The organism is Rhodococcus sp. ARP2 (assembly GCF_001029585.1).
GTDB classification, from domain to species: domain Bacteria; phylum Actinomycetota; class Actinomycetes; order Mycobacteriales; family Mycobacteriaceae; genus Rhodococcus_F; species Rhodococcus_F erythropolis.
The window spans coordinates 76,437-103,435 of sequence record NZ_LEKE01000042.1 but is presented as its reverse complement, the minus strand read 5'-3'; the positions used below and the strand labels follow the sequence as shown (position 1 = coordinate 103,435).

Annotated in this window: 30 protein-coding genes and 2 riboswitches; of the genes, 10 read left to right on the top strand and 20 right to left on the bottom strand. The window is 62.1% G+C overall.

The window, feature by feature from the left end:
• Position 1: 1 nt before the first annotated feature.
• The 12 genes from ABX74_RS09585 to ABX74_RS30900 form a co-directional block, all read right to left on the bottom strand.
• Positions 2-1,120 carry an LLM class flavin-dependent oxidoreductase gene (locus ABX74_RS09585; protein ID WP_047888730.1) on the bottom strand — a complete coding sequence of 373 codons (1,119 nt, stop codon included), beginning with the start codon at positions 1,118-1,120 and terminating at the stop codon, positions 2-4.
• Complete coding sequence (locus tag ABX74_RS09580) at positions 1,107-2,729, bottom strand: dipeptide ABC transporter ATP-binding protein (protein ID WP_047888729.1); 1,623 nt, start codon at positions 2,727-2,729, stop codon at positions 1,107-1,109. The genes ABX74_RS09585 and ABX74_RS09580 overlap by 14 nt, the downstream gene beginning before the upstream one ends.
• Positions 2,726-3,616, bottom strand: a complete 891-nt coding sequence (locus ABX74_RS09575) for an ABC transporter permease (protein ID WP_007726838.1) — start codon at positions 3,614-3,616, stop codon at positions 2,726-2,728. Before ABX74_RS09575 ends, ABX74_RS09580 begins: the two co-directional genes overlap by 4 nt.
• Positions 3,609-4,607: an ABC transporter permease gene (locus ABX74_RS09570; RefSeq protein ID WP_003944382.1), complete on the bottom strand. Its 999-nt coding sequence runs from the start codon at positions 4,605-4,607 to the stop codon at positions 3,609-3,611. Before ABX74_RS09570 ends, ABX74_RS09575 begins: the two co-directional genes overlap by 8 nt.
• A gap of 2 nt (positions 4,608-4,609) precedes the next feature.
• Positions 4,610-6,247: an ABC transporter substrate-binding protein gene (locus tag ABX74_RS09565; protein WP_047888728.1), complete on the bottom strand. Its 1,638-nt coding sequence runs from the start codon at positions 6,245-6,247 to the stop codon at positions 4,610-4,612.
• Positions 6,248-6,384: 137 nt separating this feature from the next.
• Entirely contained in the window at positions 6,385-6,474 is a 90-nt protein-coding gene (locus ABX74_RS30820; protein ID WP_310504006.1) for a putative leader peptide, read from the bottom strand.
• An 8-nt stretch (positions 6,475-6,482) separates the two neighbouring features.
• A riboswitch (SAM riboswitch) is annotated at positions 6,483-6,577 on the bottom strand.
• Positions 6,578-6,594: 17 nt separating this feature from the next.
• The gene (locus ABX74_RS09560) at positions 6,595-7,185 is read right to left on the bottom strand and encodes a GNAT family N-acetyltransferase (protein ID WP_019749497.1); all 591 of its coding nucleotides are present in this window, start codon (positions 7,183-7,185) and stop codon (positions 6,595-6,597) included.
• An 8-nt stretch (positions 7,186-7,193) separates the two neighbouring features.
• Complete coding sequence (locus ABX74_RS09555) at positions 7,194-8,303, bottom strand: FAD-dependent oxidoreductase (RefSeq protein WP_047888727.1); 1,110 nt, start codon at positions 8,301-8,303, stop codon at positions 7,194-7,196.
• A gap of 10 nt (positions 8,304-8,313) precedes the next feature.
• Complete coding sequence (locus ABX74_RS09550; RefSeq protein ID WP_047888726.1) at positions 8,314-9,285, bottom strand: ABC transporter substrate-binding protein; 972 nt, start codon at positions 9,283-9,285, stop codon at positions 8,314-8,316.
• 34 nt (positions 9,286-9,319) lie between these two features.
• Positions 9,320-10,105, bottom strand: coding sequence for an amino acid ABC transporter ATP-binding protein (locus tag ABX74_RS09545; RefSeq protein WP_019749494.1), 786 nt, complete (start codon positions 10,103-10,105; stop codon positions 9,320-9,322).
• On the bottom strand, positions 10,102-11,076 hold the full coding sequence (locus tag ABX74_RS09540; protein WP_003944440.1) for an amino acid ABC transporter permease: 975 nt from the start codon (positions 11,074-11,076) through the stop codon (positions 10,102-10,104). Before ABX74_RS09540 ends, ABX74_RS09545 begins: the two co-directional genes overlap by 4 nt.
• A 110-nt stretch (positions 11,077-11,186) precedes the next feature.
• Positions 11,187-11,264, bottom strand: a complete 78-nt coding sequence (locus ABX74_RS30900) for a putative leader peptide (protein WP_350318888.1) — start codon at positions 11,262-11,264, stop codon at positions 11,187-11,189.
• 7 nt (positions 11,265-11,271) lie between these two features.
• Positions 11,272-11,366: riboswitch (SAM riboswitch) on the bottom strand.
• 199 nt (positions 11,367-11,565) lie between these two features.
• On the opposite strand from ABX74_RS30900, the gene ABX74_RS09535 reads away from it, so the two are divergent.
• The 8 genes from ABX74_RS09535 to ABX74_RS09500 all read left to right on the top strand — a co-directional run bounded on the left by ABX74_RS09535 (position 11,566) and on the right by ABX74_RS09500 (position 18,117).
• A complete protein-coding gene (locus tag ABX74_RS09535) occupies positions 11,566-12,333 on the top strand; it encodes a sulfite exporter TauE/SafE family protein (protein ID WP_003944404.1) in 768 nt (255 codons plus the stop codon).
• A gap of 37 nt (positions 12,334-12,370) precedes the next feature.
• Positions 12,371-13,186 (top strand): HAD-IIA family hydrolase, encoded by an 816-nt coding sequence (locus tag ABX74_RS09530; protein WP_029254768.1) that lies wholly within the window; start codon positions 12,371-12,373, stop codon positions 13,184-13,186.
• Between the two features lie 287 nt (positions 13,187-13,473).
• Positions 13,474-14,052 carry an alternate-type signal peptide domain-containing protein gene (locus tag ABX74_RS09525; RefSeq protein ID WP_007726829.1) on the top strand — a complete coding sequence of 193 codons (579 nt, stop codon included), beginning with the start codon at positions 13,474-13,476 and terminating at the stop codon, positions 14,050-14,052.
• A gap of 7 nt (positions 14,053-14,059) precedes the next feature.
• On the top strand, positions 14,060-14,647 hold the full coding sequence (locus tag ABX74_RS09520) for a hypothetical protein (RefSeq protein ID WP_135000266.1): 588 nt from the start codon (positions 14,060-14,062) through the stop codon (positions 14,645-14,647).
• Positions 14,648-14,676: 29 nt separating this feature from the next.
• Entirely contained in the window at positions 14,677-15,339 is a 663-nt protein-coding gene (locus ABX74_RS09515) for a signal peptidase I (protein WP_047888724.1), read from the top strand.
• Positions 15,326-15,925 (top strand): hypothetical protein, encoded by a 600-nt coding sequence (locus ABX74_RS09510; RefSeq protein WP_042951104.1) that lies wholly within the window; start codon positions 15,326-15,328, stop codon positions 15,923-15,925. The genes ABX74_RS09515 and ABX74_RS09510 overlap by 14 nt, the downstream gene beginning before the upstream one ends.
• A 6-nt stretch (positions 15,926-15,931) precedes the next feature.
• Entirely contained in the window at positions 15,932-17,533 is a 1,602-nt protein-coding gene (locus tag ABX74_RS09505; RefSeq protein WP_047888723.1) for a signal peptidase I, read from the top strand.
• Positions 17,533-18,117, top strand: coding sequence for an alternate-type signal peptide domain-containing protein (locus ABX74_RS09500; RefSeq protein WP_047888722.1), 585 nt, complete (start codon positions 17,533-17,535; stop codon positions 18,115-18,117). Before ABX74_RS09505 ends, ABX74_RS09500 begins: the two co-directional genes overlap by 1 nt.
• Before the next feature lie 53 nt (positions 18,118-18,170).
• On the opposite strand, the gene ABX74_RS09495 is transcribed toward ABX74_RS09500, so the two are convergent.
• The 3 genes from ABX74_RS09495 to ABX74_RS09485 are packed head-to-tail and all read right to left on the bottom strand — an operon-like array spanning position 18,171 to position 20,291.
• Positions 18,171-19,394 carry an O-succinylhomoserine sulfhydrylase gene (locus ABX74_RS09495; RefSeq protein WP_029538600.1) on the bottom strand — a complete coding sequence of 408 codons (1,224 nt, stop codon included), beginning with the start codon at positions 19,392-19,394 and terminating at the stop codon, positions 18,171-18,173.
• Positions 19,391-19,819, bottom strand: coding sequence for a rhodanese-like domain-containing protein (locus ABX74_RS09490; protein WP_007726822.1), 429 nt, complete (start codon positions 19,817-19,819; stop codon positions 19,391-19,393). Before ABX74_RS09490 ends, ABX74_RS09495 begins: the two co-directional genes overlap by 4 nt.
• Positions 19,820-19,865: 46 nt before the next feature.
• The gene (locus ABX74_RS09485; RefSeq protein WP_019749485.1) at positions 19,866-20,291 is read right to left on the bottom strand and encodes a hypothetical protein; all 426 of its coding nucleotides are present in this window, start codon (positions 20,289-20,291) and stop codon (positions 19,866-19,868) included.
• A 230-nt stretch (positions 20,292-20,521) separates the two neighbouring features.
• Here ABX74_RS09485 and ABX74_RS09480 point away from each other — a divergent pair, with 230 nt between their 5' ends.
• Together ABX74_RS09480 and ABX74_RS09475 are read left to right on the top strand one after the other, a co-directional pair.
• On the top strand, positions 20,522-21,919 hold the full coding sequence (locus ABX74_RS09480) for an FAD-dependent oxidoreductase (protein WP_019749484.1): 1,398 nt from the start codon (positions 20,522-20,524) through the stop codon (positions 21,917-21,919).
• Positions 21,920-22,028: 109 nt separating this feature from the next.
• Positions 22,029-22,868 (top strand): amidohydrolase family protein, encoded by an 840-nt coding sequence (locus ABX74_RS09475; RefSeq protein WP_047888721.1) that lies wholly within the window; start codon positions 22,029-22,031, stop codon positions 22,866-22,868.
• Here ABX74_RS09475 and ABX74_RS09470 read toward each other — a convergent pair.
• The 5 genes from ABX74_RS09470 to ABX74_RS30740 form a co-directional block, all read right to left on the bottom strand.
• Complete coding sequence (locus tag ABX74_RS09470) at positions 22,772-23,254, bottom strand: DUF456 domain-containing protein (protein ID WP_019749482.1); 483 nt, start codon at positions 23,252-23,254, stop codon at positions 22,772-22,774. The two genes, ABX74_RS09475 and ABX74_RS09470, sit on opposite strands and share 97 nt — an antisense overlap.
• Positions 23,251-24,486 carry a formate-dependent phosphoribosylglycinamide formyltransferase gene (gene purT, locus ABX74_RS09465; RefSeq protein WP_021343268.1) on the bottom strand — a complete coding sequence of 412 codons (1,236 nt, stop codon included), beginning with the start codon at positions 24,484-24,486 and terminating at the stop codon, positions 23,251-23,253. The genes ABX74_RS09470 and purT overlap by 4 nt, the downstream gene beginning before the upstream one ends.
• Before the next feature lie 40 nt (positions 24,487-24,526).
• Positions 24,527-26,032 (bottom strand): GGDEF domain-containing protein, encoded by a 1,506-nt coding sequence (locus tag ABX74_RS09460; protein ID WP_020906657.1) that lies wholly within the window; start codon positions 26,030-26,032, stop codon positions 24,527-24,529.
• 240 nt (positions 26,033-26,272) lie between these two features.
• Positions 26,273-26,419 carry a hypothetical protein gene (locus ABX74_RS09455; RefSeq protein WP_003944356.1) on the bottom strand — a complete coding sequence of 49 codons (147 nt, stop codon included), beginning with the start codon at positions 26,417-26,419 and terminating at the stop codon, positions 26,273-26,275.
• Positions 26,420-26,781: 362 nt separating this feature from the next.
• Positions 26,782-26,904, bottom strand: a complete 123-nt coding sequence (locus ABX74_RS30740) for a hypothetical protein (RefSeq protein ID WP_019749478.1) — start codon at positions 26,902-26,904, stop codon at positions 26,782-26,784.
• Between the last annotated feature and the right edge of the window lie 95 nt (positions 26,905-26,999).

Sequence of the window (26,999 nt, the reverse complement as noted above, 5' to 3'; positions counted from 1 at the left end):
GCTACGCGAACTGATTGACGGGCAACTCGAAACCCAACCGCTCGCGCAGAGTCGGGCCGGTAGTCGGTCGCGGATTGAGAGTCGGCACCACGTCCGCCGCGATCTTCTCCACTGCGGCAGCCAAAGCCAAGGGACGCAGGACAACACCGTCGACCCCGGCCAGCCCACCGATCTCGCGAAGGAGGACAGTCAGGCCGGCGCTGTCACCGCGATAGAACAGCGAGTGCGGGGCGTACGGCGCTCCCGCCCATTCCTCGAGTTCCGCCAGAGCGTCGTCGGCGGCTCCGCGATCAGCGCCGAGAAGCACGTCGACGTCGAGGAGAGCCCTGACGCTGCGCCCGAGGGCAGCGGCATTCGCGTGGACCAACTTGGCCGTGGCGTTGGCCTCGCCGAGGTCGGTTGCCGAGATCCGAATCAGATCTCCGCGCGCAACAGCGAGCTCGCGTGCCTCCGGCCTGCTCGCGTCGACGGCGATCAGCGGCTGCCCCTGCGGGGAGCGCGGCGTGATGGACGGCCCCTTGACGGAAAAGTTCTTTCCCTCGAAGTCGATGTAGTGCAGCTTGTCTCGATCGATGAATCGTCCGCTCGCAGCGTCCCGTATCTCGGCGTCGTCCTCCCAGCTGTCCCACAGCCGACTGACCACCTCGACAGCCTCGGACGCTTCCTCCCACGCGGACTCGGGGCCCTGCACTGCCTTTCGGCCGAACAACGACGCCTGCTCAGCGGTGTCGGACACCGCGACCTGCCAGCCGGCCCGCCCCGCTGAGGAGTAGTCGATACTCGCGACGGCCTTGGAGATGTGGAACGGCTCGGTGTGCGTGACTGTCGCAGTGGGGATCAGGCCGATACGCGAGGTCACAGCACTCAGCCGCGCCGCAGTTGCAACCGCCTCCAATCTGCCCCGCACTGCGTGCCGACCCTCGGATTGCAGTCCGAACGAGTCAGGGAGGAACGCCAGATCCACCCCACCCCGATCCGCGGCGGTCACCAGGTCCACCCAGTACGACGGCGTGAACAGATCTTCGGCGCGCGAATCCTCGCGTCGCCAGGAGTACGGATGAGCTCCGGTTCCCTCGAATTCGAGGCCGACCAGGAATGCTCCGGAACTACGCTCGGACATGTTCGGCCTTTCGTGTCGAATGATCCCGCCCGGGGATCGCGTCGAGAAGTGTGCGTGTGTACTCGTTTCGGGGATTGTCGAAAATCTCGGTGGTAGTGCCGATTTCGAGCAATCGCCCGGCCTGCATGACGCCGACGACGTCGCTGATCTGGCGAACAACCGCAAGATCGTGGGAGATGAAGAGATAGGTCAGGCCCAGTTCGCGCTGCAACTCGTCGAGTAGCGCCAGAATCTGCGCTTGCACCGAGACGTCGAGAGCGGACACAGGTTCATCGAGAACGAGCAGGTCCGGCTTCAACGCAAGCGCACGAGCGATCGCCACCCGTTGACGCTGGCCGCCCGAGAGTTCGGCCGGTTTGCGGCTCAGGAACTGCTCGGGAAGTGCAACCTGATCGAGCAACTCTGCTGCACGACTCTGCTGCTGGCTGCGTCCACCAACCTTGAAGGCCCGCAGCGGCTCCGCAACGATGTCCTGGACGGACAATTTCGGGTCGAGTGATGCATAGGGGTTCTGGTACACGAGCTGGATCTTTCGGCGCAGCTCGCGCAGATCGCTGCCCTTGACCTTCGTGATGTCGTGTCCGTCGAAGGAGATGGTGCCGGCATCCGCCTGCTCCAACCGCACGGCGATGCGCGCCGTGGTCGACTTGCCGGAGCCGGACTCCCCCACCAATGACACCGTCTGACCACGCGGAACAGTCAGCGATACCTCGCTCACCGCGGTGATCGAACTCCCGCGTCCGACGTTGAAACGCTTGGTGATTCCGGTCAACGTCAGCAGCGGGCTCGTATCCTGACGGACCGGCCGATCGACCGGTCCCGAGGACAGGCTCGGAGCCGAGTCGAGCAGCTTCTTCGTGTACTCGTGTCGCGGGTTGTCCAGAATATCTGCGGTGCGGCCGGATTCGACGATCCTGCCGCCCTGCATCACCAGGATCCGGTCCGCGCGGTCTGCGGCCACTCCCAGGTCGTGCGTGATCAGGAGCACGGCGGCACCGGATTCGGCGATTCGCTCGTCCAGGTGGTCGAGGATGCGTCGTTGAACCGTGACGTCCAGAGCACTGGTCGGCTCGTCGGCGATGATGAGGGCGGGGTTCGCGACAAGCGCGATACCGATCAGAACGCGTTGCCGCATACCGCCGGAGAGCTCGTGCGGGTACTGGCGTGCTCGGATTTCCGGCCGGTCGATACCCGCGCGCTCGAGCACCTCGACGGCGTCCAACCGGGCTTTGCGACGGTCTGCGAGGCCGTGGATCCGGAGGACTTCTGCAACCTGGTCGCCGATCCTCGTCACCGGGTTGAGCGAGGTCGTCGGATCCTGCGGCACCAAACCGATACGCGCGCCGCGGATTCGCTGCCACGCACGGTCGGAATACGAGTCGATCTGTTCACCCTCGAACTCGACGGTCCCGCCGGTGACGTGGCCACTGCCGGCGAGCAGACCCAATATCGCGTGTGCCGTGGTCGACTTACCGGAACCCGATTCCCCGACCACCGCAACTACTTCGCCCCGACCGACGGTGAAGCTCACGCCGGATACCGCGGGCTCGGCGCCGTAGGCGATCTGTAAGTCGGTGACGGAAAGCAACTGTTCCTCGGTCGTGCTCATCGCCGGTTGTTCCTTTCGATCTCGTGGCCGATACGGTGTGCCGAGATGACCACGGCGACAATCGCGAGACCGGGAAGTGTTGTCATCCACCAGGCATTGGCGAGGAAATTACGTCCCTCGGATACCAGCGATCCCCATTCCGGGGTAGGCGGAACGGCGCCGAATCCCAAGAAGCTCAGAGCCGACACGGCTAGTACTGCCTGCCCGAACTCGACAGCGGACAGCGCGACCACCGGCGCGTAGGAGTTGGGAAGCACGTGCCGACGCAGGACACCGAGCCACTGCACACCTGAACTGAACGCAGCCTCGACGTACTGAGCTCCGCGCACCCGCATCACTTCGGCACGCATCACTCGCGCGAAATTGGCGACCATACTGACGCCGACAGCGATGGCGACGTTGATGGTGCCGAAGCCGAGTGCGGTGACAAGGGCCAACGAGAGCAGCAGTGCCGGAATGGACAGCAGCACGTCGACGATGCGCATCAGCACGGCGTCGACGACGCCACCGACAAAGCCCGCGAGCAATCCGATTATCGATCCCGCCACCAATGCGATTCCGACCGCCACCAAGGTTGCGGTCAGGGACAGCGCGGCGCCGTGCACGAACCGTGTGTACAGGTCACGTCCGAGATTGTCGGTTCCGAACCAGTGAGCCAGGCTCGGGCCCTGCAGTTTGTCCGCCGGGACACCGGACAACGGATCGCCGCTGGCAAAGAATCCGGGTGCGACGGCAAAGCCGATGGCAAGCAACACGATCAACACCGGAATCACCAAGCCGGGCTTTCGGATCCAGCCGATGGCCGTGGACTTTCGGCGCGAAACAACAGGTGCCTTCGCCTCGACGCTCGGATCGAGGAGTAGGGGTTCGATCAATGTGTCAGACATGAGCCGGCTCCAGATCGGTCGAGCTTTCGGTATTCGACTTTTCGGTGTGACTCTTCTTCGTCTGGATGATCCGTGGATCTATCAAGGGGTAGAAGAGGTCGACCGCGAGGTTGACGAGCACGAACACGAGAGAGGCGAACACAACGACTCCCTGCACCACCGGGATGTCCTGCGCCATCACCGACGTCTGTGTCAGACGGCCGACGCCCGCGCGAGAGAACACCGTTTCCACAACCACCGAGCCCGCCAGCAGCGTGCCGACCAGCACACCGGCAATGGTGAATGCCGGAATGCTCGCCAGTCGCAACGCGTGACGGGTCTGCACGCGCCAACGGCTTGCGCCCTTGGCGTACGCAGTCTCCACATGCGGCGAACGTAGCGTCGACTGCAGGCTGGTCGTGAGCACCTGCGCGATCACCGCGCCGGTCGGGATCGCCAAGGTGATCGCCGGAAGAATCACCGTTGCGAATCCCTTGTCTCCGAATGCCGGGAAGATGTGCAGACGGAACGAGAAGAGTTGCAGGAGAATCAGGCCCACCCAGAAAGTGGGCACTGCCACACCCAGCGGCGGCAGCGAGAACAACAGGTTCGCGAGCCACCGCTTGCGGGTGTAGGTAGCGAAGAACGCGATCGCCACTCCGAACAACACGGCCAGAACCAAGGCGGTGGTTGCCAGCACCAGAGTGCTGGGCAGCGCCGAGAAGATGGCATCCGTCACCGACTGACCGGTGGAGATGGACGTACCGAAATCGCCGCGAAGAGCATTCGTCAGCGACGTCCAGTACTGCACCCACACCGACTGGTCCAAGCCGTACCGTGCACGAAGCTGATCGAGCGCAGCCTGATCCACTGCGACACCCTGACCGGACGAGTCGGCAGCCATGCTGACGGGATCACTGGGCAGGAGGAACAGAATCACGAACGAGATGGTGAAGGCGGCCCACAGGACCACTGCGGCCTGACCCAGTCGGGTGAGTACGTATCGAGTCATGATTACTTACCCGACAACCATGCGTCGTAGAACTGCAGGCGTGAAGAGGCTTCGAAGTTCAGGTCCTGCACACTCGATCCGGCGCCGATGGCCTGTGAGAGCTCGATGGTCGGGATGGAGAGTCCACGGTCGAGGATCAATTCCTGTGCAGTGGATACCAGTTCGCCGCGTTGGCCGTTGTCCGTGGCTGCAAGCTGGTCTGTGAGTACCTTGTCGAGCTCCGGATCTGCGCCGCGACGGTTCAGGTTGCGGCCCTCGGTGCTGAACGATGCCCGCAGGATGTCGGCGTCCGCGCGAGTGCTGTTGTAATACAGCGAATCGTAATCACCCGATACTCCCTTCTCGGTCCATTCACCGTTCGAGACCAGGTTGAGCTGCAAGTCGACGCCGACCTTCTTGAGCTGCTGCTGTACGAGCTCGAGGATGGCCTGGTTACCCGAGAACACCGGACTGAAGGTGACGCTGAAAGTGAGCTTCTGCCCGTCCTTCTCGCGGATACCGTCGCTGCCGGCCTTCCAACCAGCCGCGTCGAGAAGCTTCGCCGACTTGTCGGCGTCGTACGTCACGACACTCGATTCGTCGCTGTAGAGCGGAGTGGTGTGAGCCAACGGGCTCGTGGCCGGGAAGAACGACGGATCCAGAACGGTGTCGACGAGTTCTTGGCGGTTGATCGCGGGAATGATGGCCTGGCGAACAGCCTGATCGGCGAGAACGCCGCGACTGACGTTGGGCTGGAAGAAGAAGCTCACACCCGGGTTCGGCCTTGTGAGGATTCGTCCGCCTGCGCCCTCGATCTGCGGCGCATCCTGCGGAAGCGCATCGCTGACCGCATCGAGCTGGCCGGAGGCCACGCTGCCTGCCCGCACACCAGATTCGGGGACCACAGTGAAGTCGACGCCGTCGAGGTAGGCCTCACCCTGATGCGCGACCGCGTCCGACGCCCAGTTGTATCCCGCACGCTTGGCGATCTTGACGCTCTTGTCCTGCTGCCAGTCGGTGTACACGAACGGTCCGGAGGCGATCACCGCGGCACCCGGGCAGCGCTGCTCGGATGCCAGCGCGGTGGTGGAATCGGCGAGGATTCCGAGCTGTGGCGTCGAAGTTGCCTGCAGGAACTGAACATTGGGTCCGGAGAAATTGATCATCGCCGTGTGAGCATCTACGACGTCGGTACCCGTGTACGAGGACAGGTAACTCTTCGCCAACGACGCGTTCGGTCCGAGATTCTTGACCGAGTCGAAGGTCTTCTTCACCGAATCCGCCGTCACCGGTGTGCCGTCACTGAAGGTGGCGTCGTCGCGAAGGACGAACGTGAAGCTAGCGGCGTCGGGGCTGATCTCCCAACTCTTGGCGAGCCACGGGGTGATCTCTCCGGTGTCGGGATTTTGATCGGTCAGCGAATCCACCACGGTCCGAGTGACATACACGGTCTGGTTACTGCCGGCCTGGGCCGGATCGGCGCACGTCGGCGCCTGCGACAGACCGTAGCGAAGGGTTCCGCCGGACTGGGCGGGGCCTGCGTCGGCAGCACTGTCACTCCCGCTGCTGCAGCCGGCGAGGACGGTGCCGAGAACCGAGACAGCACCGATACCGGCGATTACGGTCGCGCGTTTGCGGGCACCGAATGAGGGCGAAGACACCAAGAACTCCTAAAGAGGCATGCCGAAGAGCGCACCCGTCGCCTGAGACGAGAAAGGCGATCGAGCACGAATCACTTGTGAGAGAAGAGAAAACAGACTTGTCGACGACTCGCCTGAGTGTGAATGACTGACCGAGGTCAGTTGGTACAGAAAGATCCCGCGGTGCGGCACAGGTCTACGTGACGACGCGACCAGGCGGTATCGAAACCGCCTTCGACTGCCTTCATTTCGTGTTCCTCCATCGGTCCTGGCGGTAGCACCCGCACCCGATCACTCGGGGGGTTGCTGCGACTTCAATGAGCCAGGTCTCTCGGTCGCTCTGGATGGTCGTTCGCAAGTGTACGAGGTTAAACCCGGGTGTTGTCAACCCGGTCGGTAGGAATTGCTGCTCGAGTCACATTTTCGAGGACCCGAAGTTGTTTCTCGAACGGGTGGATGCCCACCTCTTCGGGCGAGAGTGACGCGTCGTAAAGCGGTGTGTATCCACTGGACAGATACAGCGCGACGGCCTCGGGTTGCCGAGGACCCGTCGTGAGAAACACCCGGTTGTATCCACGAAGTTCGATCTCTCGTTCCAACTCGCGAACGACGGCCTTGCCGAGGCCGCGCTTCCGATAGTCGACCGATGTCCAGATTCTCTTCAGTTCGGCAGTGGTGGAATCGAATTGACGAAACGCACCACCGGCGATCGGCAGACCGTCGTGGGTGAGCACCAGAAGCGCACCCTGAGGGTAGGCAAATTCTTCTGCCGGATACGTCGTGAGATCCTCGAGCATCGCTTCGCGAGTCCCGCCGTAACGCGAACTGTATTCGAGTGCCAACTCCGCGATCAGCGGAGCTGCCAAGGGATCGTCCTGCGATACCGAATAGACCTCTACCGCTCCGACACCCTCGAGCTGCCGAGTTCCGAGCTCCAGTGCCACAACACTTTCCTCCATGAATCTGGTCAACGCTCCCCCAGCCTGAAAACTTCCGGAGCGAGGGTGGTTCCGTCGACGAGGTCCGCCACAAGTTCACCCAAGGCCGGACCGAACTTGAACCCATGCCCCGAGAACCCCGCCGCCACCGTGACGGCTCCGACTCGGTCGATGACGAAGTTACTGTCCGGCGTGCTCGTGTACAGGCAGGTGAGCGACTCGACACGGGTGGAATCGACACCGGGCAACCACGACTCGGCGTACTCCACCAATCGCTGCTCTCCGTCGACACCAGGGGTGTAGTCACGGGTCTGCGGAGTCACCACCGGCCCGGTCGCGTGTTCGCCGATCTTGATCCCGTCCTCGGAACCGAGCCCGTAGATCCCCGCGGTCTCCAATTCTGCGCCGGTGTGGTGAACGAAACTCGGCCACTCGACTCCGGGATCGAGCGGTGCGAAGTGTGCCGGTTGTTCCTGTGTCGTGCGCAGTGTCGGCAGTACGATCTCGGAGCCGAGACCGCTGTCTGCGATCAGATCCGCAGTCCACGCACCGGCCGCGATCACTACCTGACGAGCTGCGAGCGTTCCACTGTCCGTCACCACGTCCACGCCGTAGGACGCCCGCGCGAGTGCCAACACCCGAACATCGTGACGGACCTCGGCGCCGGCAAACACCGCTCCCGCCTTCAGAGCGGTCACGGCGCGGTCCGCGTGCAACCGGCCTGCATCGGGGTGATGGAGCACCGTGGTGTCGAATCGCAGCCCCGGCCAACGGGCGGACGCCTCGGCAGGGGTGAGGATCTCACCCTTGATGCCCGCCTCGAAAAGTATCTTCGCCTTGGACTGCACGGCCTGCGGCAGGCCGTGATCAACGGCACCGGTGAGTTCCAGGAACCCGATGTCCGTCGTTGTCTCCAACTCCCGCCACAGCGGCAGCGCGTCGGCCGCCAACCCGGTGTACAGGTGATTGTCGTACGCCTGCCGGTAGATGCGCGAAGTACCGTGCGACGCACCGTGCTTGTGCCCCGGCCCGAACTGTTCCAGCTGAACGACGCTACGTCCGCGCGCCGCGAGCCGCCAGGCGGCGGAGGACCCGACGAGTCCTCCACCGATGACGATCGCATCGAGAATCTCACTCATGGACGAGAGCTCACTTGGTCTTCGGAAGGCCGGGCGGGTTGATCAGGGACGTGTCGACGGCTTCATTCGTGATGTTCCAGCGCTCGAGGATCTGCTGGTACGTGCCGTTCTCGATCGTGTGGTTGATCGCGTCGTTGATTGCCTTGATCAACCCGTTGTCCTTCTTCACCAGAACCGCAATCTGGCCTTGCAGCGTGTCGCCTGCACCGGAGAACTCACCGACGACTTCGGTTTCACCCGACTGCTTGGCATGGAACTGCGACGACGGGTTCGGTCCGAAGTAGGCGTCGATCCGGCCGGACTGCAGCGGCAGGTAGTAGTCGGTGGTGTTCTGGTAGTAGGAGATGTCGGTGGGGGCCAGGCCGGCCGCGACGTTCTGCTCACTCCATTTGACCAGCAGCGCTTCCTGATTGGTGCCGGAACCTACCGCGATCTTCTTGCCTGCGACATCCTTGGGTTCCTTGATGGAGATCCCGGAGCCCTTCTTGGCTTCGAAGGCCAGGGTGTCGAGTCGGTAGGTGGCGAAGTCGTACTTCTCTTTACGCTCCTCTGTCACAGTCACATTGGAGAGGAATGCGTCGGCCTCACCGGAATCGATGCGGACGAAGTTCTGTGCCCAGTCTGCGGTCTGCAGGTCGACCTTCAAACCGAGAACGTCACCGATCAGGTAGGCGAAGTCGGTCTCGGAACCGATGAGAGTGGTGTCGTCGTCGGCGTAGAAGCGGAGCGGCGGAGCGGCACCGGCACTACCGGTGACGCGCAGCGTGCCACGATCGCGAATGTCCTGAGGTAGCTCGGCGGCAATGGAATCGACTTTGTCGGTGGTGATGCGGTTCTGATCGGCAGTGAGGTTGTAACCCGCAGCAGCGGTGACCTGGGCGCCGTCGGACTCGGCGTCCGCACTGCTGCATGCAGCGCTGAGCAGTCCGACTGTGGCAAGAGCCGAGATCAGAAAAGTCGCGCGACGGGATGGGGAGAACATCAATTTTTCCTTCCGGGAATGAGTCTGGGTCGCGTCAGAGGACGCGGGAGAGAAAAGCTTTGGTCCGTTCGTGGACCGGATTGTCGATCACCTGCGAAGGTGGGCCCTGTTCGACGATGACGCCGCCGTCCATGAAGACCGCAGTGTCCGCCACTTCCCGAGCAAATCCGACCTCGTGTGTGACGATCACCAAGGTGGCGCCGTCACGGGCCAGCTGAGCGAGGACTTCGAGAACCTCGCCCACCAGTTCCGGGTCGAGCGCCGACGTCGGCTCGTCGAAGAGAATGACCGCCGGCCGCAGTGCCAGCGCTCGCGCTATCGCGACGCGCTGTTGCTGGCCACCGGAGAGTTGGCGGGGATACTCGTCCGCCTTGTCCCCCACTCCCACTCGCTCGAGCAGTGCGCGGGCCTCGCGGTACACCTCGTCACGATCACGCTTCTGGGCCGAGAGCGGCGCTTCCACCACGTTTTCCAACGCGGTCAGGTGCGGAAACAGGTTGAAGTTCTGGAACACGAATCCGATGTGCGAACGCTGTTTCAGGATCTCGCGGTCACGCAGTTCGTGGAGCCGATTTCCCTTGCGCCGGTACCCGATCAGTTCTCCGTCGATCCGCACGGTCCCGCGGTCGACCTTCTCGAGGTGATTGAGGGTGCGCAGCAAGGTGGACTTACCGGAACCCGACGGACCGAGAATGACGGTCACTTCGCCCTTGCGGACCAGGAGATCAACGCCGGCAAGTACTTCCAGCGTGCCGAAGGACTTGTGAATTCCGCGCGCTTCGACGGCATACAACGTCTCTTCGGTCAGTTCTGCGGTCATCGGGTCGCACCTCTCGGAATATCGAGACGCGCATCGCGAATCTCTTCGAACTTCTTGCGCGCCTTCTGTACCGGAGTCAACGGAAGCGCACGGGCGGATCCTCGTGCATAGTGGCGCTCCACGTAGTACTGACCGATCGAGAGCAACGTCGTGAGGATGATGTACCAGATCGTGGCGACCATCAGCAGGGGCACGACTCGTCCGTTGCGGCCGAAGATGACCTGCACCTGGTAGAACAGTTCGGCGATTGCCATGGTGGAGACGATCGACGTTCCCTTGAAGAGTCCGATGACCTCGTTGGCGGCATTGGGGAGGATCGCTCGCATTGCCTGCGGGAGAACGATCTTGAAGAACTGGCGACTGCGCGGAATACCGAGCGAGTGAGCAGCTTCGATCTGGCCGTGATCCACCGAAATGATTCCGGAGCGGATGATCTCGGCCGAGTATGCAGCCTGGTGCAGCGCCAAACCGATGACCGCCGCGGTGAATCCGCCGATCACACCGCTGACCTGGAAGGTGAAGAACTCGGGCCCGAAAGGTATTCCGAGAGAAAGTGTCTGGTACAGGTAGGTGATGTTGAACCAGAAGAGCAGCTGCACGATGAGTGGAATCGAGCGGAAGGCCCAGATGTAGGTCCAAGCGATCACCTGCAGGACCGGGTTTTTCGACAACCGACCGAGTGCCAGGAAAACACCGAGACCGAATCCGAGGATCGTCCCCCACAGCGTCAGTTTGATCGTCATCCACAACGCGGCGAGCACTGATTTCGCGGTGAAGTACTGCGCGAACGTCGGCCAGTCCCAGCCGGGGTTGACGACGAGACCGTGGATGAACTGAGCAAGCAGTACCAGCACGACCGCACTGATCACCCAGCGCAGCGGGTGCCAGGTGCGAGCAACGACAAGCTCCGAGTCGGGAAGTTGCGACTCGGACACCGACTTTTCGGGGCGGACATCGGTGGGCGCGCTCACGGCGCGCTACCTGACGGAGTGGACATCACGAATAGACCTTTCGGGGAAATGGGAACGCAGCTGTGTCCTCGAGTTGGTGTGCTCGAGTTGCGAAGACGACGAGAGTTCGGTCAGCGACAGTGACACGAAGCGGTGCGGCACAGATCGATGTGACGTCGCTTGTGCGCAGCGTGCGAAGTGGTACCCATGTGATGCCTTCCATCGGTCCTGGCGGTAGCACCCGCTCCCGATCACTCGGGGGGTTGCTGCGACGTCGACGAGCCAGGTCTCTCGGTCGCTCTGGATGGTGAGCAAAGACTAGACGCGAAATGCCGAGTCGTCAAATGTTGTATTTCCCTGCACTGCAAGGGAAATGAAGGGTCCACGATGTTGAAATCGCATTGATTCCAACGGTGTCCGAAGCCGCGTTCGGCGTGTTGAATGGAGCGTTCGAATGAAGACCGGGACCGCCGTCCGGACTGACTTTTCCTCTGCCGTACCGTCTGCGGAGTGAGTGGACTCGACGCATTCTTCATATTGCTGGCCGGCATCGGTGCGGGCGCGATCAACGCCGTGGTCGGCAGTGGAACGCTGATCACGTTCCCGACGCTGGTCGCCTTCGGCATGCCGCCCGTGACCGCGACCATGTCCAACGCGGTCGGGCTCGTCGCCGGCGGAGTTTCCGGCACCTGGGGCTACCGACGCGAGCTGTCCGGACAGTGGGATCGACTGAAGTGGCAGATTCCGGCGTCACTCGCCGGGGCACTACTCGGTTCCTGGTTGCTCATGCATCTACCCGAGAAACTGTTCGAAACCATCGTTCCGGTGCTGTTGGTCCTCGCCCTCGCACTCGTCCTCCTCCAACCACGCATCCAGGCGTGGGCCAAGAAGCGTTCCACCGAAGAAACGACGCTGTCCACCAAGAGGCTGATGCTCCTGACCGCCGGCACCTTTGCAGTCGGCATCTACGGCGGATACTTCACTGCCGCGCAGGGCATCCTTCTCATCGGTGTGATGGGTGCCATCCTCCCTGAAACCCTCCAACGCATGAACGGCGCGAAGAACCTGCTCTCACTGCTCGTCAACATCGTTGCAGCGGGGATGTACATCACTCTGGCGTTCGATCAGATCAATTGGGCAGCAGCAGGTTTGATCGCTGTCGGCTCGCTCGGCGGTGGCGTCCTGGGCGCCCGCTACGGACGGCGCCTGTCCCCCACTGCATTGCGCTACACGATTGTCGTCGTCGGCCTGATCGGGCTGTGGCGCCTTCTCGCTTGATCGCCCACATCGGGCGGCACCCGCACATACTGGAGTCATGACCAGTACAGAAGATCAGACCGGTTGGACCTACCTCATGGACATGGACGGGGTTCTCGTCCACGAGGAGCACTTGATACCTGGAGCGGACACGTTCCTGGCAGAGCTGGCGTCGAACGACATCCCGTACATGGTGCTCACCAACAACTCCATCCGAACCCCGCGTGACCTGCGAGCACGCCTGCTCAATTCGGGACTCGACATCCCGGAGAAGTCGATCTGGACGTCAGCGCTCGCTACCGCGACGTTCCTGGCCAACCAGCGGCCAGGCGGCAGCGCCTACGTGGTCGGCGAATCGGGCCTGACCACTGCCCTGCACGACATCGGTTACGTCCTGACGGACAGTGACCCCGACTACGTCGTCCTCGGCGAGACGCGCACGTACTCGTTCGAGGCGATCACCACCGCCATTCGCCTGGTCGAGCGTGGTTCGCGGTTCATCGCCACTAACCCCGACGCCACTGGGCCGTCGCGTGACGGCTCGCTGCCGGCCACCGGCTCGGTCGCCGCTCTCATCACCAAGGCAACCGGACGCGATCCCTACTACGTCGGCAAGCCCAACGCTTTGATGATGCGCTCTGCCCTGCGGTCCATCGGCGCTCATTCGGCTAACACGTTGATGATCGGCGACCGGATGGACACCGACATCGTCTGTGGCCTCGAAGCCGGACTGCAGACGATTCTGGTGATGACCGGGATCTCGACCCGCGCGTCGGTGGAGCTCTTCCCGTACCGACCCACAGTCGTTCTCGAGTCGGTCGCCGATCTTGTAGGAATGACAACCGATCCATTCCGTAGCACCGCAAACAATTGATTCAATTGCAAAACAAAACCGCGAGTCGGTAATTAACTGGTAAAAAACACTAGATTTGCCAGGTTCCGACTCGTCCGCTTTGTCCAACTGGACAAACAATCGGTTTTCTTCACTCCAAAATTACATACTGATAGTTATCTGCAGGTCAGAAGGCAATTTGTTCGACAGAGAAAGGTGGATCACAGTCGAAAAATAAATTTCGAAAAAGTAGTAACGAATCGTTTGCCGTGGCTGATACTCATGTCTGAACGACCCATTTCGGGTCCCAGACATGAAATGAGATTTTCATGAAGAAGCAGACCAAGGGCGCGATCGCTGCTGCGGCGGCCGGCGCCCTCCTCCTCGGTGGTGCGGGCTCGCTCGCAATGTGGAGTGACAGCGAAGTTGTCGGCGGCGGCGGCGCTGTCACAGCGGGCACGTTGCAGCTCGCTCCCTGCGCCCCGGTATCCGGAACGGGGTGGCAGTCCACGAACCCCACGGTGAAGCCGATTGCGGATATCACCGCATGGCGAATTGTGCCGACCGAAGTGCTCACTTTCGACTGCACAACTTCGATCACCGCAGATGGCGATCGCCTCGCTGCAACTATCGCAGCGGACACGAGCACCATCACGGCAGGCACGACGGCGGCTCCAGGAGCCACCGCGAATCAACTCAAAGACAACATCACGGCAACAACGGTGGTGACCGTAGGCGGCACCGTAGTCACGGCCGCATCCCCACTGACCGAAGCCGACAACGGCAAACCTGTGACGGTGAAGGTGACTTTGACCTTCGCTGACGTCCAGCTTCTTGTGGCTCAGGGCGCGTCGGTCAACTTGTCGAACCTCGCCATCAAGCTGCAACAGCAAGCCATCCCGGCATAAGCGATCTATGAAGGGGAGAGCTTGGGGAGCCCTTGCGGGCGCGTCGGTGATTGTGTTGATGTTCGCATCAGCGCAAGGCACCGGCGCGCTATGGAAGTCCGCTGCCCCGATCAGCAACGACGTACTGACCGCCGGTGGTAGCACGTTTGCACTCAAGGTTGGTTCTACGGTTGCCAACGCCGCCAGCACCTACACCTGGAGCACGTTCGCGGGCTCAGCGATGACAGCAACGACGGCCGTTCAGATGCCGCTGACCATCGTGAATCCGGCTACGAACAACGCGGCACTGACATTTCGATTGGCCTCGGTGACTGCCACCAATGCAAATCCTGTTCTCGACCTCAAGATGTCGACCGTGACGAGTGCCGCGAACTGTCCGAACACCGTGAACACAGGCACTGCCCTCCCCGGAGCCCAGGTCTATTCGGGAGTGGCAACAAACGCCGCATACCCGTTGCCCGCGAACCCCGGAATCTCTTTGGCCAACGGCAGTTCCACGGTCTGGTGCATGCGCGCGTCGGTCAACATGGCAGAAACCACCCTGGGCGGGGTGTCGACCAAGCTCGTTTTCACCTTCACGGCAAAACAGTCGTAGGACTCGATCGAGATGACAGGCGCAGGTGAATGACTACAAAACACTCCCATCGACGTGAACGGACCGGCCCGCTGTGGTGGGTCAGCTCAGTTGTGACCTGGGTTTTGCTGTTCGCTCTGTGCGCGGTCATCGTCGTCACGATCGTGATACCGATCGTCACAGGCTCACAACGATTTACGATCCTCACGGGCTCTATGCGTCCTACCTACGAACCGGGCACACTCATCATTGTCAAACCTGTGGACAAGGGCGATCTGACCGTCGGCATGCCTATCACCTACCAACTCGAATCAGGCCAGCCGACTGTTGTCACGCATCGGATCATTTCGATGAGCATCAACACCAAAGGCGAACGCACGTTCATCACACAGGGCGACGCCAACAACACCCCCGACGAGAAACCGGTGCTCCCGGTACAGATTCGCGGCAAGGTGTGGTATTCGGTTCCCTACCTTGGACACGTCAACAGTTGGCTGACCGGCGACCAGCGCAAGATCATCCTCACCGTTACGGTCGGCACGCTGGGTGTGTACGCGTTGTACATGATCGCCAGCGGGACACGTGAAAGTATGCGCTCTCGCAACAAGAACCGGAGCGAGCCACAAGGATCCGCACCAGACGTTTCAGCTGACACCGCAGATCCGGAAACAACTAGGTCGACGAAAGATGGTGTGCACCATGGCGGGCAATGACAGCTCGTTGCGTCAGCGTTTTTCCGGAGCCCGAAGCACTCGTATTCGGGCGCTGCTCTCACTCGGTATGGTGCTCGGAGTCGGCACGTTGAGCACCATGGCGGCCTGGGGTGCAACAGCAACATCCACGTCAGGAAACTTCTCCGCGGGAACCGTCAACCTGGTCGCATCGAGCACTGGTGTGACCGAGGCAAAGAACATCACCATCACCCTGTCGTCGAGCGCCATGACATCCACAACCGCTGTGACACAGAGTCTGACCGTGAAGAACACCGGGTCCTTCGGTGCCTCTCTCGGCATCACGGCCCAGTCTCCCGCATCGACTCCGCCGAGTTTCGCTGCGGCGCTGAAAATCTCGGTGTATCTGGATAGCACATCCTCTGGATCGGCGTGCTCCGGCACTGCGCAAAAGGCAGAGCTCGCGCTGGTCGGCGGTGGCAGTACAGCGGCGCTCCTCGCAAGCCCGATAACGCTGGCCGCTGGGGCCAGCAGGATTCTGTGCGTGAAAATGACTCTGGCCGCAGGTACTCCGGGAGGCGGAAACCTCCCCTATACGCAACTCAACATCGCGGGAACGGCGGTCTGAATCGATATGTCACATCCCAACCGCCCGGACACGATCAATCGCTTCAAGCAAGCTGCTCTGACCACAGGCGCCGTCCTCGGAGTTCTGTGCATCGTCGCCACGGCACTGTCATTGGCATTCGGCATCAAACCCGTCGTCTTTCGATCCGGCTCGATGTCTCCCGCAATACCGACGGGCTCGTTGGCATTTGTGAAATCCCAACCGGTATCCGAGTTGACGGTTGGCGACATTGTCAGTGTCACCACCAACGGCGGAGATCGACTCACTCACCGCGTGTACGGAATCGATCAGCTGGACAACAATCTGTCGTCACTGACACTCAAAGGTGACGCCAACAATGCTCCCGACAGCGAAACATACGCGGTCGCCGACGCAGACCTGGTTGTATTCAGCATGAGTCGAGTCGGCTACGTACTTGCGTGGCTGTCCGGTCCGATCGGAATCTTCGCCGGCGGATTGTTCGCCGGCACCCTGTTGATGATCGCATTTCGTCCAGCACCGCGCGGCGAAGGTCCACCGAGCGGCGGCATGCCTGCAGAGGGCATACCCAACGACACTCCGACTGTGCCCGAACACAATTCGCCTCGTTCACGTTCGACGCAGGTCTCGTCGCGCATCCTCACAGCACCCTGGCGACAAAGGGAATTGATCCTCGTTACAGCTGCCGGACTGGGCGCACTGCTGGCGATGTCACCGATCGGCAACACCGCCGCCATGATCACCGACACCGCAACCGCAAAGACCGGCCAGTTCGCCACAGTCCAGACCTTCACATGCGAGAACTATTCGCCGAGCCTTCTTGCCTCCAGTGCTCGAATCACGTGGACGGCGCCAGGGGCGGGAACCTACACCTATCGTGTTCTGGTACTCAAGCCCGACGGCACCACGTACAGCGATAACATGCAGAGCGCCAATACCGTTGACATCACGCTCCCACCCGCACTTCTCGATCTGAGCGGCACCTCTACAGTACGAATTTACTCGATTGAAAACGGACTGACGGCCCCTACATGGACGGGCTTCAGTCTGAGCAAAGGTCTTCTCTTCGGTGGAACATACTGTGGCTCGATGATTTCCGGAACCAGCGCCGCCAGCAGAATGGCTGCCAGTGCGCCCACATCGACTCAGTCGACCGTAACCACTACTCCGGCAACAACAACACCGACGGCAACCACCACCACAGGTACCACCGAACCGACTCCATCCACGTCTGCGTCGACCACAACGACGACAACCACGCCGACGACTACTGCGAGCACTACACCGGAAACCACGACCACCGCCGAGATCACAGCGACAACAACTGCCCCGCCCCCGACTGGAACACAGGTCGGATCCGACCTCGTCTCAGCCGGTCCGGATTCATACACCGCCCGCAGAATCCACAGCGACACCGGAATTTTGCTTGACGTGTACGACGCGCTCGGGACTCGGATCTATCGCACGTCCATCGAATCGACCGATGTACTGCACTGGCTATCCGGCACCAATCAGTTGTGGATCATCGGCACCGCAGGAGCGGAATTCGTCGAATTCACAACCGGAGCGGGAGTGCGACAGACAGCAACGGGCGAACTTCCGGCCGAGATCGAGGACTTGGTGCCCTGATGCAGAGACAAATAAAGGGTGCGCTTGCAGCGACCGTCGCGCTGGCGGTCATGCTCGGCGGGGGAAACTCACTCGCAAAATGGGTCGACCAGGAATCACTGTCGGGCGCGAAGGTCACGGCAGGCACGTTGTCCCTCGGGGCGTGTGTCAAAGACGGCGCGAGCGGGTGGTCCGAGAGAGTGTACGCCCCAGACCCCAACCCGAACATTTACACCGAAATTGCCGATATCGCTTCGTTCAGACTGCGGGCCGGCTACGACTACGTCTACTACTGCTATTCACCGGTTTCAGCTACTGGCCCTCGGTTGCGAGGATCGGTAACCGCGGACCCATCACTTGCCGGTGGCACCCTGCCAACTACTGTCAACGCATTCAGAACCTATGTAACAACACAGTCGAACGTCGAATTGTACAACAGCACACTGACTCCCAAGATCCGCAGTGACCTCACCTCAGCGCAGAATGCCCAAGACGTTCTGGTAACCGTGGCGTTCAGCATCCTTCCGAACGACCCACTCAGCGCAGGTGGAACCCTGAACATGGCCGGCCTCAGCCTCGTCACACAACAATTGGCGCCAATCTGAGCGGAGAGCTTCGACGGCACTACCCTCGAAACCCTCCGCGGCTTGCGACGGGACTACCCCAGAGCTCGCTTCAGATCAGCCAACAGATCAGCCGTGTCTTCAAGCCCGACGGACAGACGGACAACTCCGTCTGTAAGACCCACTGCTGCACGGCCTTCCGGCCCCATGGCCCGGTGCGTTGTGGTTGCGGGGTGGGTGATCAACGACTTGGAATCACCCAAGTTGTTGGAGATGTCGATGACGCGCAGGCCGTTGAGAACCTCGAACGCCCGCTTCTTGCCCTCGCCGTCAGGCGCATTGAGCTCGAACGTGACTACAGTTCCGCCGCCGCTCATTTGAGACTTCGCGAGCTCGTGCTGCGGGTGCGAAGTCAGGTACGGATACTTGACCCACTTGACGCCGGAGTGCCCTTCGAGGAATTCGGCGATCTCGAGTGCCGAAGCCACGGAGTGCCGAATACGGACCGGCATGGTCTCGAGACCCTTGAGCAGAGTCCACGCATTGAACGGGCTGAGCGCAGGACCGGTGTGCCGCATCAGTTCTCGGACGGGACCGCTGATGTATTCCTCGGTTCCGAGGATCGCGCCGCCGAGCACGCGGCCTTGACCGTCGATGTGCTTGGTACCGGAGTACACCACGACGTCGGCGCCCAGATCGAGGCTGCGCTGCAGAAGCGGCGTCGCGAAGACGTTGTCCAGCACTACCTTTGCCCCGGCAGCATGAGCAAGCTCCGACACCCGCCGAACGTCGACGAGGGACTGCATCGGGTTGGACGGCGTTTCGAAGAACACCGCAGTGGTCGGCACCGAGAGCGCTTCTTCCCACTGCGCATTGTCTTCACCGTCGACAAAAACGACCTCGACACCCCAACGCGGAAGGATCTCGTTGCACACGACAAAGCAGGATCCGAACAGGCTGCGAGCAGCCACCAATCGGTCGCCGTTGCCCAACAGCGCGCCCAACGCTGTGAAGACAGCCGACATTCCACTGGCCGTCGCAAAGCAGGCTTCCGCGCCTTCGATGAGACGCAAACGCTCTTCGAACATCTTGACCGTCGGATTGCCGTAGCGGGAGTAGACAAAATGATCCACCTCGCCGGTGAAGGCCTGTTCGGCGGCTTCTGCACTCTCGTAGACGAATCCGGAGTTGAGGAACAGCGCTTCGGAAGTCTCCTCGAACCCGGTACGCATCAGTCCGCCGCGAACTCCGAGAGTGCCGAGACCGACGTCGTCCGGCAGCGCTCGTTGAAATGCGCCACCCTGGGGAATTCCGCTCACTGCTGCCTCCATGGCAAGCCGATGGCCCGCCAACCTACAAGTCCGCGATGTCCGTCGGCACCCAATGCGCCTTCGAACCCGTCGAGCACGTTGTACGACGGGCCGATGCCCGCCGCAGTCGCAGCTTCCGCCGCACCGATGGAACGTTGTCCGGATCGACACAGGAAGATCACCGGACGCTCCGACCCGGAGGAATCGGCGGTGATGCCGGCTTCCTTCAACTGGTCGACGAAGTTGTCATTGCGCGCGCCGGTCGGGTGGCTCACCCATTCGATCAGTGCGGCCTGCTTGCCGAGGGAGGAAACATCGGGGACACCGACGTACTTCCACTCCGCATCGGTCCGCACGTCGACCAGCACGGCGTCGGGGTTTTCGCGGAGCAGCTCCCAGGCTTGCTCCGGCGTCAGATCGCCTGCGTAACTCACGTAGTCCATGTTTTCACAAGACTGCCGTGAGCGCCTGAGCGGGCCGTCAGTTACAGACGACCCAACGGTTGCCGTCACGGGTCAGGGCCCAGGTCGAGACCCGCTCGCCCGCTCCGCCGCCGGTGATCGTCACGTCGGCCCTGGCGCGATCGCCGTTGACCACGACCCCGTCCACACCCTTCAGTTCGACCGTCCCGTCGACTCCGGCCATCGGACCAGTGCTCGAATTGAAGCTCGCGCAGGTCAGGGTCTTGACCGTCTCCGCGTCATTTCGATTCTCGGCATCGACGTAGTCGGTGACGGAGCGGCTCACGCGGTCCGACTCGGTGACGTTCTCCTCGGCCGGCGAGATCCACGATGCGACGAAGATTCCACCCAGGATCAAGGCGACGATGGCAACAGCCAAGAGGAACGGCCCCGCAGACGCCTTCTTGCCATCGATGTTGTCGGATTCGCGAAGCTCGTCACTCATAACGCCAATACTCCCCCACAACTTGAAATTGTGGCCCGTCAAGGACCAGGCCCCTACCCCGAATACCCGAGACAACGGGAGAATGGGAAGAAAGAATAGGTTTACCCACAACCGATCGAGTGAGAGTGTGGATCCGTTCGGCCGCAACCGAGGCACTGTGCTTAGGTTCGGCTAAATTGGATACTTGTCGATATGTTGTCCGAACTTCGAAGAAGGTAGCTGTCCTCACGATGACTGACTCCAACCGCCCACTCCGGGTCGCGATCGTCGGCGCCGGCCCCGCCGGCATCTACGCCGCCGACGCCCTCATGAAATCCGACACCGCAGTCTCCGGCCGCGGCGTCAGCATCGACCTCTTCGAGCGCATGCCCGCGCCCTTCGGCCTGATTCGTTACGGCGTCGCGCCTGATCATCCGCGCATCAAGGGCATCATCACCGCTCTGCACAAGGTGCTCGACAAGCCTCAGGTCCGCCTGCTCGGCAACATCGACTACGGCACCGACATCACCCTCGACGACCTGCAGTCGTTCTACGACGCGGTCATCTTCTCGACCGGCGCCAACGCCGACCGCGCGCTCGGCATCCCGGGTATCGAACTCGACGGCAGCTACGGCGCGGCCGACTTCGTCTCCTGGTACGACGGCCACCCCGACGTACCGCGTACGTGGCCGCTCGAAGCCGAGAAGGTCGCCGTCCTCGGCGTGGGCAACGTTGCGCTCGACATCGCCCGCGTCCTCGCCAAGACCGGCGACGAACTGCTGCCGACCGAGATCCCCGCCAACGTCTACGAGGGCCTCAAGAACAACAAGGCCGTCGAGGTTCACGTCTTCGGACGCCGCGGCCCGGCCCAGGCCAAGTTCACGCCTCTCGAACTGCGTGAGCTCGACCATTCCCCGACCATCGAGGTCATCGTCGACCCCGAGGACATCGACTACGACGAGGGCTCGGAGCAGGCTCGCCGCAACTCCAAGCAGGTCGACATGGTCGCGAACACGCTGCAGGACTGGGCAATCCGCGACGTCGGAGCCCGCCCCCACAAGCTGTTCCTGCACTTCTTCGAATCTCCCACGGAGATCCTCGGTGAAGACGGCAAGGTCGTCGGCCTGCGCACCGAGCGCACTCAGCTCGACGGCACCGGCAACGTCAAGGGCACCGGCACGTACAAGGACTGGGATGTCCAGGCCGTGTACCGCGCCGTCGGTTACCTCTCGCAGAACGTCACGCAGCTGCCGTTCGACGACCAGGCGGGCACCGTCCCCAACGACGCCGGACGCGTCGTCGCCGACGACAACGCCGAGGGCGCAGCCCGGTTCATGCCGGCCACCTACGTCACCGGCTGGATCAAGCGCGGCCCCGTCGGCCTCATCGGCCACACGAAGGGTGACGCCAACGAAACCGTCGCGAATCTTCTCGAGGATTCCGTCGGCTTCGCCGGCGCCGCGAACCCCGACGAGAACGCCGTCATCGAGTTCCTCGAAGGCAAGCAGGTGCCGTACACGACCTGGCAGGGCTGGTACCGCCTCGACGCGCACGAGCGCAGCCTGGGCGAGCCCGAAGGCCGTGAGCGCATCAAGGTCGTCGAGCGTCACGACATGCTGAAGGCATCCGAGCCCGACCGCGCGAACTGAGTGCGCAGAAGTAACTGAACAGAAACACTCCACCGGCCCGACGCGACCCAGGTCACATCGGGCCGGTGGTGTGTGCGGGGACCCAAGGCAACAGGGCAAAATAGACCCCGTGTTTGACGCCCACGTGCATATCATCGACCCGCGCTTCCCGCTGGTCGAGAATCACGGGTACCTGCCTGAGCCCTTCACCGTGGCCGATTACCGGGCCCGGCTTGCCTCACTGAAGGGCCTGAGTGTTGACGGCGGCGCTGTGGTGACCGCGTCGTACCAGGGCAATGACCAGGAATACCTGAAAGCCGCCTTGTCCGAGCTCGGCGAAGGCTGGGTGGGCGTCACTGCTTTGCCGCTCGATGCGACGGATGAAGACATCGTTGCGCTGGACGCGCTGGGAGTGCGCGCCGTCCGATTCAATCTGCGCCGAGGCGCCACCGACCTGCGTCTACTCGCCGATCTCGCCAACCGCGCATTCGATCTGGTCGGCTGGCACGCCGAGTTCTACGTCGATGCCACGCTGTTGCTGTCGCTGGAACCCGTATTCGCCAAATTGCCGGCGGTGAGCATCGACCACTTGGGAATGTCCACCCGCGGACTGCCGTATCTCCTCAACCTCGTCGACCGCGGGGTACGCGTCAAAGCCACCGGGTTCGGCCGCACCACCATCTCCGACGTCGGCGACGTGCTTCGCCAGATCCACGCGGTCAACCCCGCTGCGCTGATGTTCGGCACCGATCTACCCGGCACACGGGCACGTCGAGCGTTCGAGGTCCACGACCTGGACGTGATCGCCGAAGCTGTCGGCGACGACCTGGCCGCGGTCATGTGCGACAACGCCCGCTCCTGGTACCGCTGCGCTCAAGTGAACGCGACGGCTCCCAGCCACAGCCCCGCCGCGATCAGCGCTCCGAACAGTTCCACCAGCATGGACAATCCGACTGCCTTCACCGCGTGAAGCGTCGACGACCAGGCGATGTCGTAACGGCGCAGCCGCGCTAGTTCGGCGAAATACGTTCCGACGATGAATCCGAGGAACAAGCCCACGACCGGAATCACGAAGAACCCGATGATGCCGACGACGCCGCCGACCACCACCGACAGGTTGGGCACTCCCCCGGACTTCATCCGCTTGCCTGGCCAGGTGTACTTCACGATCCCGGTGACCACCAGTGCCAGCGTCGACAGCGCGAACACCGTCCACGCCGTCGCGCCACCGGTCATGATCGCCCACACCAGAATTGCACCGAAAACGAGAAGTGTCCCCGGAAGAATCGGAACGACGACACCGATCAGACCGACCAGGATGACCAGCCCGACGAGGACCTCGGCCACAGGACTCATCCGACGGGACGCACCTTCGACGCGGCCTCGCGAGCACGGGCGCGTGCAGTCGGCACATCGGCGGCCGTCGACACTGCAACACCCATGCGACGACGCGTGAAGCTCTCGGGCTTGCCGAAGAGCCGCAGGTCCGTCTCGGGAACCGAGAGTGCCTCGGCGACGCCGTCGAATCCGATCCCCTTGGCCTCCACTCCGCCGTAGATCACCGCCGATGCTCCCGGCACCGTGAGCGTCGTGTCGACCGGCAAGCCCAGGATCGCGCGGGCATGCAGCTCGAACTCCGAAAGTCTCTGCGTCCGCAGAGTCACCAATCCGGTGTCGTGCGGCCGTGGGCTCACTTCGGAGAAGAAGACGTCGTCGCCCTTCACGAATAGCTCGACACCGAAGATGCCTCGCCCGCCCAGAGCCGTGGTCACCTTCTCGGCGACGTCTCGGGCCGAGGCGAGGGCAACTGCGGACATCTGCTGCGGCTGCCACGATTCGATATAGTCACCGGCCTCCTGCAGGTGCCCGATCGGCTCGCAGAACGACGTCTCGACCTGACCGCTCTCACCGACGGCGCGAACCGTCAATTGTGTTATCTCGTAATCGAAATCGACAAAACCCTCGACGATCACCCGGCCGTGATTCACACGACCTCCGGCCATCGCGTAATCCCATGCGGCGTCGAGATCTTCGGCGGATCGAACCGTCGACTGTCCCTTCCCCGACGAGGACATGACGGGCTTGATGACGCACGGGAAACCGATTCGGTCTGTCGCTGCCTGCACTTCGGCAAGCGAGTCCGCGAAAGCGTACGGCGAAGTGGGCAGGCCCAACTCCTCGGCCGCGAGCCGACGGATCCCCTCACGGTTCATCGTGAGCTGGGTGGCGCGGGCGGTCGGAATGACCACCGCGGCCCCGCGTTCTTCAACGAGTGCAAGCGCATCCGTCGCAATGGCCTCGATCTCGGGAACCACGAAGTGAGGCTTTTCCAACTCGATGACGGCAAGCAGCGCTTCCGGGTCGGTCATGTCGACGGTATGCGCACGATGAGCCACCTGGTGCCCAGGGGCATCGGGATACCGATCCACCGCAATCACTTCGACGCCAAGACGCTGCAACGCGATGACAACTTCCTTACCCAACTCGCCTGATCCCAACATCATCACGCGGATGGAGTTCTCGGTCAGAGGAGTTCCGAATCGGAGCGGAAGCGTCGGCAGGGGCGAAGGCGTCGAATCAAGCTGCATGGGTGCGACTATATGCCAATCCCGATGCAGGTCAGCGCGGTTATCGGCCGTCCACCACACCTTCGCGGCCAAATCCTCGCCTGATCGTTCGTGGTATGTCAGGTTTGCGATAGGTGCGGGTGGCCATATCGGGCTCGGAATTCCGTTGCGGCAATGCATCGTTGCCGAGCCGGCGCACTTTCACGAGGTTGCGCCCGGCGCGCTTGGCTTCGTACAGAGCCTCGTCCGCGACGCTCATGAGGGTGGTCAACGTCGGCGTCGCATGATCGACCCACGCGACGCCGACACTGACGGTGCTCGTCACTTCTGATTCGGCCGAGTACTCGACTTGCGCGCCGCGGACCGCCTCGGCCACATCGACTGCTCGCGCGTAGCTGCAGTCCGGAAGCAGAATGGCGAACTCCTCGCCGCCGAGCCTTCCGATCAGATCGCCGTCCGACAATCGGTCAGCGGCCCGTTCGGCGAAGTTCGCGAGAACGCTGTCACCGGTCATATGTCCATGCGTGTCGTTGATGCTCTTGAAGTGGTCCAGGTCGAGCATCAGCAGGCCGACCGGGGATTGTGTGCGGGCCGCGGCGGCAAGCTCCGATTCCGCATGCCCGAGAAACGCACCACGCGAGAGGACCCCGGTCAGATGGTCGAATTCGACAGCAAGGAAGAGCTCACGCTCGGCAGCGCGACGTTCCTCGGTCGCACAGGCAACCGCGATCGGCCCCAACGCGATCAGCGTGACGGCAATGGACGTGATGACGTCCTCGTTCCACGTCGAGGCGGCTTGATCACCGATATCGAGTCGACCGCTACCCGCCATCATGAGCGACCACACCGACCAGACCACGGAAACGAAGGCAGTGCTCGGAACCGAGATGCGAGTGGCGCACCACAGGAGAGCCGGAATCGGAAGGACCAGCGCGATCGGCCCTTCGATACTCAGGGCGATCGGCACGCAGGCTGCAGTGGCGAGTAGCGGAACGCTCATAGCGGCGACAGTTTTGGCAGTCAGTTTGCTGCGGAACTCGGCAAGGCTCGACGGGATGGTGAGAGTGAGAATGAGAGGAAGGACCAGCAGGTACGCCATGACCTCGGTGGCGCCCCAGTGGAAAAACGTGTCGGTAAATGACTGACCGCGTAAGAGCCGGTCCAAGGCGCCGGCAGTGGCCGCGGTACCAGTCGCCGCGACGAACGAGACGAAGACCATCCACACCAGTGACTGCGAATCGACCAATCGGAACGGTGTGCGCTTCAAGTAGTACAGAACAAGAACACCGACTGTGACTCCGGCGAGGTTCGCCCCGTTCAACTGCACCGCAAGCGAGAGCGAGTTGCCGGTGATCAGGTCAGCGCAGACGTATCCGACAGCCGCAGCGATCCACGTCGGCCACTCGATCAGGACCGGCCATCTGACCATCATTCCCAGCAGAATGGCGTTGGCGCACCAGAATGTCGCGAGCAAACCTGGTGGGCGCGTGAGGATGCCGATCAACGAAGCCGCAAGTACAACGGCCAGCACTAGGAGAAGGCGCAGAAAGCGACTCGTCCCTACCATGCGTCACCTCGCGGTCGGCTACCTCTGAATTCGGGAGCACCGGACGTCGCGGTGACCGTATGCCGATGTCGTCGAACCATCGTACGCAGGTGCTGCCACTCACAGTTCTGTGTTCACACGCCAAAACGGCAACTACGAAGATCTCCGCAAACGCGGGTGCCCTCTGGCCACGACAGTGGACAGAGGGCACCTGCATGCAATCCGATTGGCAGAGCCGAATGGACCTGCCGGAAGGGATGACTACTCGGCGGATCCGCTGGACAGACCCGAGAGTGAACCGGTGGACGAGCCCTCGCCCTCGCCGGACAGCGATTCGGTGGGAACGGACTTGAGGAAAGCTCCGAGCGCGGTGAGCAGGGGTCCGAGGGTGCTGAGTGATCCGAACATAGGAGGTTCTCCTGTTTGTGAGGTGGTGTGATGTTCCAGCGCCATTCCGGCCGCAGGCGGTGGCCGAGATGGTTCGGGAACTTCTGCCGCGCGGATGGCTGAACCGCCCCCCGAACAACATCCCGAGCTGTGATGTAGCGCACTACCTTGGCGCTGCCTGCATTTATAGACCGACTGCTCACACTTGTCTAGCTACTGAATAGCTACCAACGTGAACTGTCGGTAACACCTTCTGGCATAATTGCAGTTCAGAGCCCAAATAGACAGTTCGAAATATCCAATAATGTGATTTAGCTCACAATTGAAATGCAGAAAGTGTGGCCCGCAGACAACCGCGAGCCACACTTTCGGACAAACGGGACTTACTTGTCAGCCGCCGATCCGGTACCCGGGGTGAGCGAGCCACCACCGAGTGCCGTGAACAGGTCCTTGAGTACCGGAATGAACGTCTTGACGACGCCGCTGAAGTCTTCGAACGAACCCATGTCGGGTCTCCTTATGTCGGGATGCAGTTGAAATGAAGTGGGGACCGAGAACTACTCGGCAGTGGAACCGGCCGAACCCGAGCCGTCTGCCGATC

What these genes read in the sequence shown, in the direction of transcription:
- ABX74_RS09585 (WP_047888730.1), bottom strand. Translation starts at nt 1,120, where the DNA reads ATGTCCGAGCGTAGTTCCGGAGCATTCCTGGTCGGCCTCGAATTCGAG.
- ABX74_RS09580 (WP_047888729.1), bottom strand. Translation starts at nt 2,729, where the DNA reads ATGAGCACGACCGAGGAACAGTTGCTTTCCGTCACCGACTTACAGATC.
- ABX74_RS09575 (WP_007726838.1), bottom strand. Translation starts at nt 3,616, where the DNA reads ATGTCTGACACATTGATCGAACCCCTACTCCTCGATCCGAGCGTCGAG.
- ABX74_RS09570 (WP_003944382.1), bottom strand. Translation starts at nt 4,607, where the DNA reads ATGACTCGATACGTACTCACCCGACTGGGTCAGGCCGCAGTGGTCCTG.
- ABX74_RS30820 (WP_310504006.1), bottom strand. Translation starts at nt 6,474, where the DNA reads ATGAAGGCAGTCGAAGGCGGTTTCGATACCGCCTGGTCGCGTCGTCAC.
- ABX74_RS09560 (WP_019749497.1), bottom strand. Translation starts at nt 7,185, where the DNA reads ATGGAGGAAAGTGTTGTGGCACTGGAGCTCGGAACTCGGCAGCTCGAG.
- ABX74_RS09555 (WP_047888727.1), bottom strand. Translation starts at nt 8,303, where the DNA reads ATGAGTGAGATTCTCGATGCGATCGTCATCGGTGGAGGACTCGTCGGG.
- ABX74_RS09550 (WP_047888726.1), bottom strand. Translation starts at nt 9,285, where the DNA reads ATGTTCTCCCCATCCCGTCGCGCGACTTTTCTGATCTCGGCTCTTGCC.
- ABX74_RS09545 (WP_019749494.1), bottom strand. Translation starts at nt 10,105, where the DNA reads ATGACCGCAGAACTGACCGAAGAGACGTTGTATGCCGTCGAAGCGCGC.
- ABX74_RS30900 (WP_350318888.1), bottom strand. Translation starts at nt 11,264, where the DNA reads ATGGGTACCACTTCGCACGCTGCGCACAAGCGACGTCACATCGATCTG.
- ABX74_RS09530 (WP_029254768.1), top strand. Translation starts at nt 12,371, where the DNA reads ATGACCAGTACAGAAGATCAGACCGGTTGGACCTACCTCATGGACATG.
- ABX74_RS09525 (WP_007726829.1), top strand. Translation starts at nt 13,474, where the DNA reads ATGAAGAAGCAGACCAAGGGCGCGATCGCTGCTGCGGCGGCCGGCGCC.
- ABX74_RS09520 (WP_135000266.1), top strand. Translation starts at nt 14,060, where the DNA reads ATGAAGGGGAGAGCTTGGGGAGCCCTTGCGGGCGCGTCGGTGATTGTG.
- ABX74_RS09515 (WP_047888724.1), top strand. Translation starts at nt 14,677, where the DNA reads ATGACTACAAAACACTCCCATCGACGTGAACGGACCGGCCCGCTGTGG.
- ABX74_RS09510 (WP_042951104.1), top strand. Translation starts at nt 15,326, where the DNA reads ATGGCGGGCAATGACAGCTCGTTGCGTCAGCGTTTTTCCGGAGCCCGA.
- ABX74_RS09505 (WP_047888723.1), top strand. Translation starts at nt 15,932, where the DNA reads ATGTCACATCCCAACCGCCCGGACACGATCAATCGCTTCAAGCAAGCT.
- ABX74_RS09500 (WP_047888722.1), top strand. Translation starts at nt 17,533, where the DNA reads ATGCAGAGACAAATAAAGGGTGCGCTTGCAGCGACCGTCGCGCTGGCG.
- ABX74_RS09485 (WP_019749485.1), bottom strand. Translation starts at nt 20,291, where the DNA reads ATGAGTGACGAGCTTCGCGAATCCGACAACATCGATGGCAAGAAGGCG.
- ABX74_RS09480 (WP_019749484.1), top strand. Translation starts at nt 20,522, where the DNA reads ATGACTGACTCCAACCGCCCACTCCGGGTCGCGATCGTCGGCGCCGGC.
- ABX74_RS09470 (WP_019749482.1), bottom strand. Translation starts at nt 23,254, where the DNA reads ATGAGTCCTGTGGCCGAGGTCCTCGTCGGGCTGGTCATCCTGGTCGGT.
- purT (WP_021343268.1), bottom strand. Translation starts at nt 24,486, where the DNA reads ATGCAGCTTGATTCGACGCCTTCGCCCCTGCCGACGCTTCCGCTCCGA.
- ABX74_RS09460 (WP_020906657.1), bottom strand. Translation starts at nt 26,032, where the DNA reads ATGGTAGGGACGAGTCGCTTTCTGCGCCTTCTCCTAGTGCTGGCCGTT.
- ABX74_RS09455 (WP_003944356.1), bottom strand. Translation starts at nt 26,419, where the DNA reads ATGTTCGGATCACTCAGCACCCTCGGACCCCTGCTCACCGCGCTCGGA.
- ABX74_RS30740 (WP_019749478.1), bottom strand. Translation starts at nt 26,904, where the DNA reads ATGGGTTCGTTCGAAGACTTCAGCGGCGTCGTCAAGACGTTCATTCCG.